Below are 14,474 nucleotides of genomic sequence, written 5' to 3'. Positions count from 1 at the left end.
GTTAATGCCCTTCCTCCCAACTTAAAGTGCTTTACAATCCGAAGACCTTCTTCACACACGCGGCATGGCTGGATCAGGCTTTCGCCCATTGTCCAATATTCCCCACTGCTGCCTCCCGTAGGAGTCTGGACCGTGTCTCAGTTCCAGTGTGACTGATCATCCTCTCAGACCAGTTACGGATCGTCGCCTTGGTGAGCCATTACCTCACCAACTAGCTAATCCGACCTAGGCTCATCTGATAGCGCAAGGCCCGAAGGTCCCCTGCTTTCTCCCGTAGGACGTATGCGGTATTAGCGTTCCTTTCGAAACGTTGTCCCCCACTACCAGGCAGATTCCTAGGCATTACTCACCCGTCCGCCGCTGAATCGAAGAGCAAGCTCTTCTCATCCGCTCGACTTGCATGTGTTAGGCCTGCCGCCAGCGTTCAATCTGAGCCATGATCAAACTCTTCAGTTCAATACTGCTTGGGTTTTTAAGAAACCCTAAACTTGGCTCAGCAATCTCAAATGACTATGTGATTTCTCGCATGGTCACTTGTGATGCTGATAATCTTTTTGACTATCAGTCCATACTCACAAGCACCCACACGAATTGCTTGATTCGATTTGTTAAAGAGCGTTTGGTTAAGAGCTTTTCGTCTCAACCGAGGCGCGCATTCTACGCTTTCCTCAGAGCCTGTCAAGCGTTTATTTTGAAGTTTTTTGCGAGAAACTCGTTTAGCTTCAAACACTTAACTCGCTGCGATCTCTCGTAGCGGGAGGTGAATCATACAGCGTTTAGAAGCGCTGTCAACCACCGTTTCAACCGCTTGCGATCATTTGATCGTAGCCCTTTCAGCATCACCTTAACTACCTAACTCATTGAATCTCAAGGAGTTTGTCGTTCCGATGTCGCTGGAAGTGGGGCGCATTATAAGGGGATTCGGAAGGGCGTCAACCTTTAATTTCAAGAAATTGAAATATAAGCGGGAAATACCCTAGAAAGGCCACCAGGTGCCCGCCACAACACATTCTGCGCCTGTGAGATCGAGCGCCGCCCGCGCGGCGCATCGCCGGCAAGCCAGCCCCTACATTTGTTTCGGGCCAGTTACTCCTGCCTCCTCCGCACTCGCACCCTGGGTGTATGGCTGGAGGTTGCAGAGAAGCGGCGGCGCAACCTTCGATATCGATGGAACAAACAAGGGGTCGCGCGCTAATGGCACAGGCTGAACTGGCCCGAAACAAATGTAGGAGCTGGCTTGCCGGCGATGCGCCGCGCGGGCGGCGCTCGATCTCACAGGCGCCACAAGATCAAAGGCGGGCACCTTTCACAGCCAATGCTATCCCGAGACGCCCCTGGCAGCCCCCCCCCTCAATCTCAAACCGCCCTACCCTGCTTCCTGCCAACCCTCGAAAGCCCCCGCCCAACAGCAGGAACCCTCAGCACCATCAGCACAGCACCAATAAACGCATACACAGCCCACTCCCTCAGATCCGAGCGCACAACCCACAAAAAGTGCAGCAACCCCAGCCCAAGAACCAGATACACCAACCTGTGCAGTTTCTTCCACCGCACCCCCAGCCGCCGCTGGCTATACCGATTCGACGTAGCCGCCAAGGCCAGCAAGCACAGGAACCCAAGCGCACCCACAATAATATAAGGCCGCTTGCGCAGCTCCACCGCCAGCTGCCCCCAATCCAGCCCAAGAATAAAGAACAGGTAACAGAGGATGTGCAGCACTATATAAGCAAACACCCACAACCCCAGCTGCCGGCGCACCACGATCCACCCCGACCACCCCGTCAACTTCTGCAATGGCGTCATGCTCAAGGTGACCAACAGGAAGGTAAGTGCCCCAAGCCCAAGGCGATCCATCATGATCTTCCCGGGGTCAGGGCCCAGCAGGTTCATCGCCGCCTCATACAGCCACCACGCCGGGAACAGGCATCCCACGATGAAGATGGCCAGGCGAAACCAGGGGTAACGCATCAATAATTCTTCCGCAGATCAAGCCCGGTATACAGCGTCGCCACTTCATCGGCGTAACCATTGAACATCTGCGTCTCTCGCACATTGGGGCTGAACAACCCGCTGGGCAACCGGCGTTCGCGCGCCTGGCTCCAGCGCGGGTGATCGACCGTCGGGTTCACGTTGGCATAGAAACCATATTCATCCGGCGCCAGCCCTTCCCACGTAGTGCCGGGCTGTTCAGCCACCAGGCTGATGCGCACGATCGACTTGATGCTCTTGAAGCCATACTTCCACGGCACCACCAAGCGCAACGGCGCGCCATTCTGATTGGGCAGTTCGCGGCCATACATGCCTACCGCCAGGATCGCCAGCGGGTGCATTGCCTCGTCCAGGCGCAGCCCTTCTCTATAAGGCCAGTCGATCAAGGCGAACCCTGAACGCTGCCCAGGCATATGCTGCGGATCCTTCAACGTTTCGAAGCGCACATAGCGCGCCCTGGACGTGGGTTCAACCTGCTTGAGCACCTGCGCCAGAGGGAACCCCAGCCACGGAATGACCATCGACCATGCCTCTACGCAACGCAGCCGATAGACCCGCTCTTCAAGCTGATAGGGCTTGACGAAGTCTTCCAGCGCATAGCGCCCGGGCTTGCCAACCTCACCATCCACCACGATCGACCACGGTTCGGTCTTCAGGCTGTCGCCATTGGCTGCCGGGTCGCCCTTGTCAGGCCCGAACTCATAGAAGTTGTTGTAGTGGGTGGCATCCTTGAACGGCGTGATCGCCTCGTCCTTCACCGTCACCGCCTGCCAGCGCGTGGCAGCGAGCTTGTCAGTGAACCAGGCCGGTGCGGCCCCCGCCTGCACATCCGCATAACGCGAAACTTCAGCAGCGCCCGCCCTGCCCGGCAATGCGCCCAGCGCCAGGCCGGCCAATGAGCCACCCAACAGGGTACGACGAGAAAGGTAGATGCCTTCGGGTGTGATCTCCGACGCCTTGCACTCGGAAGACCTGGGAAGCTTGATGAGCATGGGCGGCTCCATAGCACTGGATAACGGATGTACCAGTAAGACTATGGAGCCGGAGGGTTATTCCAGCGTTAAGCAATTTTTACGCTTTGCGCCGGCGCGCCTTCAACAGGAACTGGATCGGCCCTGACGCCGCATAGGCGAGGAAGATCAGCAGCAGGATGCGCGGCGGGTCGCTGAACACGACGGCAAACACCAGCACCACGGCAAGGATGGCCACGAATGGCACGCGGCCCTTGAGGTCCAGCTCCTTGAAGCTGTTGTACTTGATGTTACTGACCATCAGCATGCCGGCAGCAGCCACCAGCAGCGCCACCAGGAACGACAGCTTGGAGCCCTGGATGCCGTAATCGCTGAACGCCCACACGGTACCCGCCACCACGCCGGCAGCAGCCGGGCTGGCCAGGCCGATGAAGTAGCGCTTGTCGGCGGTACCGACCTGGGTATTGAAGCGTGCCAGGCGCAGCGCGGCACCGGCCACATAGATGAAGGCGACCATCCAGCCGACCTTGCCCATGTCACCCAGCGCCCAGCCAAAGGCCAGCAACGCAGGGGCCACGCCGAAGGCGACCATGTCCGACAGCGAGTCGTACTCGGCACCGAAGGCACTCTGGGTATTGGTCATGCGCGCAACGCGGCCGTCCAGGCCGTCGAGCACCATGGCCACGAAAATGGCGATGGCGGCAAAAGCGAAATACTTGCTCGCCTCGCGCGGGTCACCGGCACTCAGGGCGCTCTGTGCGCTCATCGAGCTGATAATGGAATAGAAGCCGGCAAACAGGTTGGCGGTGGTAAACAGGTTGGGCAGCAGGTAGATGCCGCGGTGGCGCACCTTGCGGCCTTCGGCGTCATGCCCTTCTTCAATGTGCTCATCGATAGGTAGCAGGCTTTCGGCGTCGGAGGGCTTGTTCGGCTCTTCGGGACGTTCGCTCATAAAGGGTACCTTGCAACAGGATGGAAAATGTTCGACACGGGCCCGCGAAACAGGTTCTGACAGCAGGCCACTGGTCTGCTTTATACCAGAAGCGGGCTGCCAGAACGAAAAAACGCGGCCGAAGCCGCGTTTTTCATCTTTCGATAAGACTTAGTTCTTGGTCTTGTCGACGATTTTGTTAGCCGAGATCCACGGCATCATCGAGCGCAGTTGCTCGCCGATGATTTCGATACCGTGAGCGGCGTTGTTGCGGCGCTTGGCGGTCATCGATGGGTAGTTGGTAGCACCTTCGGAGATGAACATCTTCGCGTACTCGCCGTCCTGGATGCGCTTCAGGGCGTTGCGCATGGCCTTGCGGGATTCTTCGTTGATGACTTCCGGGCCGGTAACATACTCACCGTATTCGGCGTTGTTGGAGATCGAGTAGTTCATGTTGGCGATGCCGCCTTCGTACATGAGGTCAACGATCAGCTTCAGTTCGTGCAGGCACTCGAAGTAGGCCATTTCCGGCGCGTAGCCAGCTTCGACCAGGGTTTCGAAACCGGCCTTGACCAGTTCAACGGTACCGCCGCACAGAACAGCCTGCTCACCGAACAGGTCGGTTTCGGTTTCGTCCTTGAAGGTGGTTTCGATGATGCCGGTACGGCCGCCACCAACGCCCGAAGCGTAGGACAGGGCAACGTTCTTGGCATTGCCCGAAGCGTCCTGGTAGATAGCGATCAGGTCAGGGATGCCGCCGCCTTTGACGAACTCGGAGCGAACGGTGTGGCCCGGGGCCTTCGGCGCGATCATGATCACGTCGAGGTCGGCACGCGGAACAACCTGGTTGTAGTGGATCGAGAAGCCGTGGGAGAAGGCCAGGGTAGCGCCCTTCTTGATGTTCGGCTCGATCTCGTTCTTGTACAGAGCGCCCTGGAACTCGTCCGGGGTCAGGATCATGACCAGGTCAGCCGCAGCGACAGCGGTAGCAACGTCGGCAACTTTCAGGCCGTGGGCTTCAGCCTTGGCAACGGTAGCCGAACCTTTACGCAGACCGACGGTAACGTCTACACCGGAGTCTTTCAGGTTGCACGCTTGGGCGTGGCCCTGGGAACCGTAACCGATGATGGCGACTTTCTTGCCCTGGATGATGGAAAGGTCGCAGTCTTTATCGTAGAAAACTTTCATGAAATACCCCTGGTTATATCTCGGCCCCTGCGGAGCCATCGCTAATTTTTGAATTTAGATGCTGAGCACTTTGTCGCCACGGGCAATGCCGGTAACGCCGCTGCGCACGGTTTCGAGAATCGATGCAGTGCCGATCGCCTGGATGAAGCTGTCCAGTTTGTCGCTGGTGCCGCTCAGCTGCACGGTGTACACGCTGGCGGTCACGTCGACGATCTGGCCACGGAAGATATCCGTGGTGCGCTTGATCTCGGCGCGCTGGGCACCGGTGGCCTTGACCTTGACCAGCATCAGTTCACGCTCGATGTGAGCGCTTTCCGACAGGTCGACAAGCTTGACCACTTCGACCAGCTTGTTCAGGTTCTTGGTGATCTGTTCGATCACTTCGTCATGGCCAACGGTGGTCAGCGTCAGACGCGACAGGGTCGGGTCTTCGGTCGGCGCCACGGTCAGGCTTTCAATGTTGTAGTTGCGCTGGGAGAACAGGCCGACCACACGGGACAAAGCACCTGGTTCGTTTTCCAGCAGCAGGGAAATGATATGCCGCATATCAGGTACGCTCCGTCTTGCTCAGCCACATGTCACGCATCGAGCCATCCTTGATCTGCATCGGATAGACGTGCTCGCTGCGGTCAACCGCGATGTCGATGAACACCAGACGGTCCTTCATCGCAAACGCTTCTTCCAGCTTCGGCTTGAGGTCCTTCAGGCTGGTGATGCGGATACCCACATGGCCATAGGCCTCGGCCAGCTTGATGAAGTCAGGCAGCGACTCGACGTACGAGTGCGAGTGACGACCGTTGTAGGCCATGTCCTGCCACTGGCGGACCATGCCCAGCACACCGTTGTTCAGGTTGACGATTTTCACCGGCAGGCCGTACTGCATGCAGGTGGACAGCTCCTGGATGTTCATCTGGATGCTGCCTTCGCCGGTCACGCAGGCAACGTCCTGGTCCGGGAAGTTGAGCTTCACGCCCATCGCTGCCGGGAAGCCGAAGCCCATGGTGCCCAGGCCACCGGAGTTGATCCAGCGGTTTGGCTTGTTGAAGCGGTAGTACTGCGCCGCAAACATCTGGTGCTGGCCCACGTCAGAGGTGACGAAGGCATCGCCATGGGTCACTTCGCACAGGGTCTCGATGACTTTCTGCGGTTTGATGACGTTGCCGTCGCCCTTGTCGTAAGGGAACAGTTCGCCGTCGCCACGCCATTCGTCAATCTGCTTCCACCAGGCATCCAGTGCCGCCTTGTCAGGCTGCTCGCCGATTTCCTTGAGGATGCCGAGCATTTCGCTGAGCACGCTGTCGACCGGGCCGACGATTGGCACGTCAGCCTTGATCATCTTGGAGATCGACGCCGGGTCGATGTCGATGTGGATGATCTTGGCGTTCGGGCAGAACTTGGCCGGGCCGTTGACCACGCGGTCGTCAAAGCGTGCGCCCACAGCGAGGATCACGTCGGCATTGTGCATGGCCATGTTGGCGGTGTAGCTGCCGTGCATGCCGAGCATGCCGAGGAACTGGCGGTCGGTACCCGGGAAGCCGCCCAGACCCATCAGGGTATTGGTGACTGGCAGGTTAAGCGACTTGGCGATTTCGGTCAGCGCTTCGGAGCCACCGCCGAGAATCACGCCACCACCGGAGTAGACGATCGGGCGCTTGGCGGCCAGGAGCATCTCGGCAGCCTTGCGGATCTGGCCGGAATGGCCACGGACCGCCGGGCTGTAGGAGCGCAGCTTGACCTTTTTCGGGTAGACGTATTCGAACTTCTCGGCCGGGTTGGTCATATCTTTTGGAATGTCGACCACGACCGGACCTGGGCGGCCGGATTGCGCCAGGTAGAACGCTTTTTTCAGGACTTCCGGGATCTCGGTCGGGTTCTTGATCATGAAGCTGTGCTTCACGATCGGCCGCGAGATACCAATCATGTCGGTTTCCTGGAAGGCATCAGTACCCACCATGGTGCTAGGCACCTGGCCGGACAGGATGACCATCGGGATCGAATCCATGTAGGCGGTGGCAATGCCGGTAATGGCATTGGTCGCGCCCGGGCCGGAGGTTACCAGCACCACACCGGCCTTGCCGGTGGCGCGGGCGTAGCCGTCCGCCATATGGGTTGCCGCCTGCTCGTGACGAACCAGGATGTGTTCCACTTCCGGTTCTTTGAACAGTGCGTCGTAAACATGCAGGAGAGCACCACCAGGGTACCCGTAGATGTGCTTAACGCCTTCGTCACGCAAAAAGCGGACGACCATCTCAGCGCCAGATAAAAGCTCCACGTTGTTCACCTCTAAAACGCCAGAATACCGTCCCTAGTGGACGGGTCTTAATAGGTTTACTGCCAAGCAGAGCATGAGCGAAAACGTCAGCACTGACTGAGCAAGTATTGGGAGCACCCCAGAGTGTTGCGGGGTTTTCCCACCCAGCGCGAGGTAACGCGTTGCGGGGTGTAACAGGTCGGCGCGGGTGTGCGCCTCATGATCTGCTTAGCGGGTCTGCTTCTGGCAGTCCCTCTACAGCGGAAGTTGGATTCTTGTGATTCGGCGCCAACATGTCAAGAAAAATTATTGCCAATTTTTCCCCAAGATGAATTCCTGCCACCACTAAAAATCGCTTCAGCAGCAGAATAAATAAGATTTCCACAAAAAAGGGCCACAATCTGCGGCCCTTGAAGGAAAAACTGAAGAAATCAGGCGGAAGGAGCGATCAATTGGTCAAATGCTGCCAACAGTCGGCGCAGCTCACGGCTTTGCTCCGGCCGGTCGGTAAACACGGTCTCGGCCATGACCAGGATGCTGGAGGCATTGGGCAGCGGATGGCCCAGTTCGATGATGATCTTCATGCGCGGCAGGAAGATCCATTGCAGCCACTGCTCGAAACTGAGGGTATCGACCGCGAACGGCACGGTACTGGCCAGTGCCTCGTCGCTGGGTGGCTCGTCATCCCACCACCCCTGCACCACCAGTTCACGTTCGATCAGCAACAGGTGGTCGGCTATGTCCAGAATACGTTGCTCGATCATCACGAATTGACCCGCGCCTTCTGCCGGGCCAGTGCCGCGCCAGCGCTGTCACCTTGCTTTTCACGGGCCTGGGCGATGGTGTTCCACAGCTCGGCCTGCAGGCTTGGACGGCCATTGGCGTAAGTCAGGGCGCGACGCGCCAGTTGCTCCGCCTGCGCCGCATCACCTTGCGACAGGCGCACCTGGGCCAGGCGGTACAGCACTTGCGGCTCGCGCGGGGCTATGCGCTGGGCACGCTCCAGGCTCGAAGCCGCCCCGTTGAAGTCACCACTGCCCTGCTGGGATTGCGCGGTGGTCAGCAGTGCCAGCACCGGGCCGTCCAGCTGCTCGTCGGCCGACAGACCACCCGCAGCGGTGTTGCTGCGCGGAATACCCGTTGGCGCACTGGTACTTGGTGGGGTGCTGCTCATGGCCGCGATGTCGAACGGCTCGTCGGCGATCGGGTTCGGGTTTGTGGTCATCGGCGCCGAACTGGCCGGGCCTGGGGTAATCGGGCCCGGCGTGATTGGCGAGGTGCTGATCGGCGCTGCGCCGTTGGCAGCCGGGAACGTCTGGATGCCTGAAGCGCCAGCGCCCTGCGGAATCATCACGGTGACGCCGGAGTCTTCAGGCAGCGTCTGCGCTTGCGCGGTGCCCGTGTTATAGCCACCCGCCGAGCGGGTAGCCGTCACGCGCTCGCTGTTGGACACGCGGGTGCTCGAATCGACCACCGGTATATTGCCGCGCGGGACGCTGGAGCACCCCTGGAGCACAGCCAACGCCGTCACGGCAGGAAACAGCCACTTGTTCACGTCACACCTCATCAATGCAGCCTGTGCTTAATTCATCCAGCCTTTGACCCAGTCCATGACTGATTCTGCAGGATTCTGCTCGCCGCCACAGGTCGCGCCGGCGGGCGGTTCACTCCCGCGAATATACGGCATCTGCACCGCTCCCGGACAGCTGCCATCAGACCCATGGCCACTGTAAGGGTCGATCCAGGCCTGCACCACGTTGTCCGGCTGCGGCATGTCCAGCGGCAGCGGGTCGGCCTTCTTCATGAAGCTGGTCCACACCTGCAGGGCACCGGTGGCACCGGTGAAGGGTGTTTTGCCGTTATCGTCACGGCCCATCCACACCACGGCCAGCAGGTCCTGGCTGAAGCCGGAGAACCAGCTGTCGCGCGAGTCGTTACTGGTACCGGTCTTGCCCGCCAGGGTCAGCGAGCGCGGCAAGGTGTTGTACACCGAGCGCCCGGTACCTTCGCGCATGACCCGCTGCATGGCGTTTTGCACCAGGTAGATGGCCCCCGGGTCGAAGGTTTGCTGGATCTGGAACGGGTAGCGCTTGAGCGGTTCGCCCTCGGCAGTCAGCACACTGCGGATACCACGCATCGGGGTGTTGAAACCGCCGTTGGCGATGGTCTGGTACATGGTTGCAACCTGCATCGGCGACATGCCGCCAGCACCCAGCAACATGGCCGGGAAGGCTGGCCAGTCGACATTCACCCCCAGCCGGCCAATGGTCTTGATCACATTGGGCACGCCCACTTCCAGGCCAAGCTTGGCGGTAGACAGGTTGTACGAGTTGGCAAGCCCCTGATACAGGTAGATGGTGCCATGCGGTCGACGGTCGTAGTTTTGTGGGCGCCAGACCTGACCATCGGCACCCTTGACCGAAAATGGCTCATCCTGCACCCAGGTGGTCAGGGTGTACTTGCTCGGCTGCTCCAGCGCAGTCAGGTACACCGACGGCTTGACCAGCGAGCCGATCGGCCGCACCGCGTCGATGGCCCGGTTGAAACCGGCGAAGCCTGCCTGGCGGCTACCGATCAGCGCCTGTACCTCACCGGTTTCCGGGTTGGTCACGACCATTGCCGATTCCACCTCGTCAGCACCCTTGCGCCCTGCCAGGCGCTTGAAGGTCTCGCTCATCGAGGTTTCGGCCTTCATCTGCAGGATCGGGTCGAAGCTGGTGAAAATACGCAGGCCTTCTTCGGTCAAGTCTTCGTCGCGGTAGTCCTGGCGCAGCTGACGCTTGACCAGGTCGAGGAAGGCCGGGAACGAGCTGTCGGCCAGGCTGCCGCGCTTGGTCACGCCCAACGGCATCTTCTTAGCCGCATCGACTTCCGCCTGGCTCGCCACGCCCTGCTCGGCCACCAGGTCAAGCACCAGGTTGCGGCGGGCCAGGGCGCGGTCAGGGTAACGCCGCGGGTTGTAGTAGGACGGCCCCTTGACCATGCCCACCAGCAAGGCGATCTGATGCAGCTTCAGCTCCGAAAGCGGCTGGCTGAAGAAGAACTGGCTGGCCAGGCCGAAGCCGTGAACGGCGCGCTGGCCATCCTGACCGACGAACACTTCGTTGAGGTAGGCCTCGAGAATCTCGCGCTTGTCGTAGTGCAGCTCAAGCAGCATGGCCATCATCGCCTCGGTCAGCTTGCGGCTGAGGCTGCGCTCGCTGCTGAGGTAGAAGTTCTTCACCAGCTGCTGGGTCAGGGTACTCCCCCCCTGGCGCATCGAACCGGACGAGGTGTTGACCCACATTGCCCGGGCGATGGACTTGGGCGACACGCCGTAGTGGCTGTAGAAGTCGCGGTCTTCGGTCGCCACCAGGGTTTCGAGCAGGTATTTGGGCACCTGGTCGATCTTGATCAGGATGCGGTCTTCGAGGTTCTTCGGGTAGATGCCGCCGATCATCAGCGGCTCCAGCCGCACCACGTCGAGCGCCTTGCCGTTGGCAGCAGAAAGGCCCGCCACGTAATCGCCGGAGAAGCGCACGCGCACAAACTGCGCCGGCTCCATGCCCTCGTAGAACTGGAAGCCACGGGTATTGAGGTCGACGGTGTTGCCGTTGACGGCCGCCGCACCCGGGCCGTTGGCCGCGCTTTCACGCCGGTAGCCGAGCGCGTCGAGTTCGGTAAGGAAGTCATTCTTGCTCAGTTTCTGACCAGTGAACAGCTCCAGTGGCCGGGCATACACCTTGGCCGGGATGGTCCAGCGCTTGCCGGAGAACTTCTCCTGCACAACGGCATCGAGGTAAACCGCGAAGCCGGCAACGATCACCAGGCCTACCAGGCTGAGCTTCAAAGCCCAGCCCAGCCAGGCGCGGGAGCGGCCGGTCGGGCGTTTCTGAGGGGTACGGGGATTTCGGGTTCGGGTCATGGCGGCGGATTATACGCACTTTATAAAGGCTGGGCAGACGGCCCAGCGGTAGGCAGGGACGGCACCATTGACCATAATGGCGCATTCGAATTCCCTGCCCCCGGAAGGATTTCCCGTGAGCCAAGCCCTTATCACTGCGCTGCAGAACCCTGCCCTGTACCCTCACCCCGTGGATGGGTTCCAGCTCATCGAGACGCATATCTCCTGGGTGCTGCTGACCGGCGAGTACGCCTACAAGATCAAGAAGCCGATGAACTTCGGCTTTCTCGACTTCACCGAACTGGGCCAGCGCCAGCATTTCTGTAACGAAGAGTTGCGCCTGAACCAGCGCCTGACCGACGGCCTGTACCTGGAGGTATTGCCCGTTACCGGCAGCGTCGAAGCGCCGCAGATCGGTGGCGAAGGCGAGGCCATCGAATACGTGCTGAAAATGCGCCAGTTCCCCCAGGGGCAGATGCTCAGCACCCTGCAGGCCAATGGCGAGCTGAATGCCGCGCACATCGACCAGATGGCCCGGCAAATCGCCGAGTTCCACCTGCAGACCCCAAAGGTATCTGCCGAGCAGCCCTACGGCTCGCCTGAAAGCGTCATGGCCCCGGTCGAGCAGAACTTCGAGCAGATCCGCCCATTCCTCAGCGACAAGGCCGACCTGCTGCAACTGGACAACCTGCAGGCTTGGGCGCGGAGCAGTTTCGAGCGGCTGCAAGGCCTGTTCGCCTCGCGCAAGGCCAATGGCTTCACCCGCGAGTGCCATGGTGACATCCACCTGGGCAACGCTACCCTGATCAACGGCCAGGTGGTGATCTTCGACTGCATCGAGTTCAACGAACCTTTCCGCATGACCGATGTGTGGGCCGACACCGGTTTCCTCGCCATGGACCTGGAAGATCGCGGCCTCAAGTGCCTGGCACGACGTTTCATCAGCCAGTACCTGGAGCTGACCGGCGATTACGAAGGCCTGGAAGTGCTCAACTTCTACAAAGCCTATCGCGCCCTGGTACGGGCCAAGGTCGCGCTGTTCAGCATGCCGGCCAACGCCGACGGCGTGCAGCGGGCCACCACCCTGCGCACCTATCGCAACTACGCCAACCTGGCAGAAAGCTACAGCGCCATCCCTTCGCGGCTGCTGGCCATCACCCATGGTGTCTCGGCAGTGGGCAAGAGCCACGTGGCAATGCGCCTGGTCGAGGCCTTGGGCGCCATTCGTGTGCGCTCCGACGTCGAGCGCAAGCGCCTGTTCGGCGAACAGCCGCAAGACAACGCCGGCCAACTGACTACCGGCATTTATGACCTGGATGCCAGTGCCGCCACTTACCAACGCTTGCACGAAGTGGCAGCAACCGTTTTGCGCGCCGGCTTCCCGGTGGTGCTGGATGCCACCTACCTCAAGCATGAACAGCGCCAGGCGGCAGCAGACGTTGCCAGCCAGACCGGTGTGCCGTTCCTGATCCTGGACTGCCACGCACCCGAGGCAGTCATTGCCAGCTGGCTGGAACAGCGTCAGGCCGAAAACACCGACCCTTCGGATGCCACCCTGGACGTGGTCAAGGCCCAGCAGGCCAGCCGTGAAGCCCTGGATGCGCAGGAGCTGGTGCAGAGCACCCGGGTCGACACCCAGGACGCTGGCAGCATGGACCAGGTGATCGAGCAGATTCGCCAGCGTTTGCCAGGCCTGTAAGTTCATCGTTTTCCTGTTCTGGCCCCTTCGCGGGTTCACCCGCGAAGAGGCCGGCACAGGTCCCGGCAGCTCATCGCCCCGATGGCAAAAGGCCGCGCATTTCCTAACCCCCGCTACACTCCTCTCTGACCTGCTCGCGATTTATCCTCCAATCCACGTTCAGCCATCGCAAGGAGGCTCGATGAACGATGAATTGCAGCACCTGAAGAACCTTGGCAAGACCTCTGCGCAGTGGCTGCATGCCGCCGGCATCCACAGTGCATCGGACCTGCGTCGCCTGGGTGCGGTGGGTGCATACCAGGCCGTAAAGACACGAGGGTTCCGCGCTTCCAAGGTGCTGTTGTACGCCATTGAAGGCGCCCTGCTGGACATGCACTGGAACGATCTGCCGCTCGAACGCAAAGAAGCGCTCAATCAACAACTGGACGCGAAAAACCCTACGCAAAAAAATCCAAAATAATCGTGGAAAGGGGATTGACTACGAAATGAGAATCGTTATGATTATCACAACTGGTCGCGAGACTGGTTGGATAACCTAAGAGCCCCTGGTTCGGACTCTCAGATTATCTCCTCATCAGGCTAATCACGGTTATTGACCCGGCTCTTTGCCGGGTCTTTTTTTGCCTGTGGTTTTTGTGCCGCCTGGCTTGGCTTTACTACCGTGGACACTACTGGCGAAACTGCGCGCAGTAATCCTGCGCCGGCGTTGCCGCCGTGTACCACACGTAATCAGCCTCGCCTGGCTCAACCTGCTCGCCCACCTCGGCCAGCAGCAATACCTTGCTCTCCCCCGACGCCCCCAAATCAGCCAGGTGCAAGGGTATGCCCAAGTCCTTGCGCACGTGATAGGCCCCGGCAAACAGCAGTGCCGGCTGCGGCGCCGACAGCAAACGCTCGGCCATGCGCCGGTCGCGCTGCTGCTGCACGGCCAGCATCGCCGGCAACTGGCTTGCCGGCAGCATCCCGCAATGCCCGGCGCGTACCTGCTCCAGCAAAGCAGCCTTTACCGCCGGTGCATTGGACCTTTCGCCGGTCAGCGAGGCTGGCTGCCGATAGGCCTGGCGCATCTCGCCAGGCGACAGGTTGGCCGCCAGCAGTGGTACTCGCTGCTGCAAGGCCTCCCGCACGATCGGCCCGTACAGTTGCCAGTCCCAACCCTCCTGCCAGGCCAGCGCCTTGGGCAAGTCTGCCGGTAGGGGCTGGCCCTGAACCTTGTCGACCAGCGGTTGCTGCTCAGGCTGCAGCATCTCCAGCAAAAGGCTGCCTTGCACGCGCTGCCCCTGCAACGCGCGCAGCAGCCAAAGTTGCAGCGCGTGATGGTCCGGGTTGTCGTGTTTTTCGCCCACCAGCACACGGGGGGCGCCCGCCAGGCGTTGCACCAGTTGCTCAGGGCTGATCGCCTGGCCACTGGCAAGGTCGATGATGTGCCCCAACTCGGCATGCCTACGCCCCTCACTGCCCTGCCAAGGGGGCAACGGCGGCAGGCTGGCCTGGCAGCCACCCAGTGCCAACACCAGGCAAAGCGAGAAACCGGACAGCAGCGGATGACGCATCGGCAATGC

At 60.4% G+C, this 14,474-nt stretch carries 12 protein-coding genes and 1 rRNA gene (1 of these 13 cut by a window edge); 2 read left to right on the top strand and 11 right to left on the bottom strand.

Features of this window, described 5'->3' with window-relative positions:
* The 10 genes from N805_RS26125 to mrcB all read right to left on the bottom strand — a co-directional run.
* Positions 1-456 (bottom strand): 16S ribosomal RNA (locus N805_RS26125) (it extends 1,081 nt beyond the left edge of the window).
* 900 nt (positions 457-1,356) lie between these two features.
* A complete protein-coding gene (gene msrQ, locus N805_RS26120) occupies positions 1,357-1,968 on the bottom strand; it encodes a protein-methionine-sulfoxide reductase heme-binding subunit MsrQ (protein ID WP_019471255.1) in 612 nt (203 codons plus the stop codon).
* On the bottom strand, positions 1,968-2,981 hold the full coding sequence (gene msrP / locus N805_RS26115; protein WP_019471254.1) for a protein-methionine-sulfoxide reductase catalytic subunit MsrP: 1,014 nt from the start codon (positions 2,979-2,981) through the stop codon (positions 1,968-1,970). Before msrP ends, msrQ begins: the two co-directional genes overlap by 1 nt.
* A gap of 79 nt (positions 2,982-3,060) precedes the next feature.
* The gene (gene pssA, locus N805_RS26110) at positions 3,061-3,912 is read right to left on the bottom strand and encodes a CDP-diacylglycerol--serine O-phosphatidyltransferase (protein ID WP_016501605.1); all 852 of its coding nucleotides are present in this window, start codon (positions 3,910-3,912) and stop codon (positions 3,061-3,063) included.
* Positions 3,913-4,062: 150 nt separating this feature from the next.
* Positions 4,063-5,079 carry a ketol-acid reductoisomerase gene (ilvC, locus tag N805_RS26105; RefSeq protein ID WP_003250043.1) on the bottom strand — a complete coding sequence of 339 codons (1,017 nt, stop codon included), beginning with the start codon at positions 5,077-5,079 and terminating at the stop codon, positions 4,063-4,065.
* Positions 5,080-5,133: 54 nt separating this feature from the next.
* Positions 5,134-5,625, bottom strand: coding sequence for an acetolactate synthase small subunit (gene ilvN, locus N805_RS26100; protein WP_003250040.1), 492 nt, complete (start codon positions 5,623-5,625; stop codon positions 5,134-5,136).
* A 1-nt stretch (position 5,626) separates the two neighbouring features.
* Positions 5,627-7,351, bottom strand: a complete 1,725-nt coding sequence (locus N805_RS26095) for an acetolactate synthase 3 large subunit (RefSeq protein ID WP_028614116.1) — start codon at positions 7,349-7,351, stop codon at positions 5,627-5,629.
* Positions 7,352-7,761: 410 nt separating this feature from the next.
* A complete protein-coding gene (locus N805_RS26090; protein ID WP_016489137.1) occupies positions 7,762-8,094 on the bottom strand; it encodes a YqcC family protein in 333 nt (110 codons plus the stop codon).
* Positions 8,094-8,897, bottom strand: a complete 804-nt coding sequence (locus N805_RS26085; RefSeq protein ID WP_019471252.1) for a tetratricopeptide repeat protein — start codon at positions 8,895-8,897, stop codon at positions 8,094-8,096. The genes N805_RS26090 and N805_RS26085 overlap by 1 nt, the downstream gene beginning before the upstream one ends.
* 15 nt (positions 8,898-8,912) lie before the next feature.
* The gene (mrcB, locus tag N805_RS26080) at positions 8,913-11,234 is read right to left on the bottom strand and encodes a penicillin-binding protein 1B (RefSeq protein WP_019471251.1); all 2,322 of its coding nucleotides are present in this window, start codon (positions 11,232-11,234) and stop codon (positions 8,913-8,915) included.
* A gap of 115 nt (positions 11,235-11,349) precedes the next feature.
* Here mrcB and N805_RS26075 point away from each other — a divergent pair, with 115 nt between their 5' ends.
* On the top strand, positions 11,350-12,912 hold the full coding sequence (locus tag N805_RS26075) for an AAA family ATPase (protein ID WP_019471250.1): 1,563 nt from the start codon (positions 11,350-11,352) through the stop codon (positions 12,910-12,912).
* Between the two features lie 181 nt (positions 12,913-13,093).
* Positions 13,094-13,372: a TfoX/Sxy family protein gene (locus tag N805_RS26070; RefSeq protein WP_016489141.1), complete on the top strand. Its 279-nt coding sequence runs from the start codon at positions 13,094-13,096 to the stop codon at positions 13,370-13,372.
* A gap of 208 nt (positions 13,373-13,580) precedes the next feature.
* On the opposite strand, the gene N805_RS26065 is transcribed toward N805_RS26070, so the two are convergent.
* Positions 13,581-14,465: a ChaN family lipoprotein gene (locus N805_RS26065; protein ID WP_019471249.1), complete on the bottom strand. Its 885-nt coding sequence runs from the start codon at positions 14,463-14,465 to the stop codon at positions 13,581-13,583.
* Positions 14,466-14,474 lie beyond the last annotated feature (9 nt).

Origin of the sequence: Pseudomonas putida S13.1.2 (assembly GCF_000498395.2) — a bacterium.
GTDB classification, from domain to species: Bacteria; Pseudomonadota; Gammaproteobacteria; order Pseudomonadales; family Pseudomonadaceae; genus Aquipseudomonas; species Aquipseudomonas putida_Q.
Note: the sequence above shows the minus strand (reverse complement) of the source record. Positions and strands in the feature narration are given on the sequence as shown.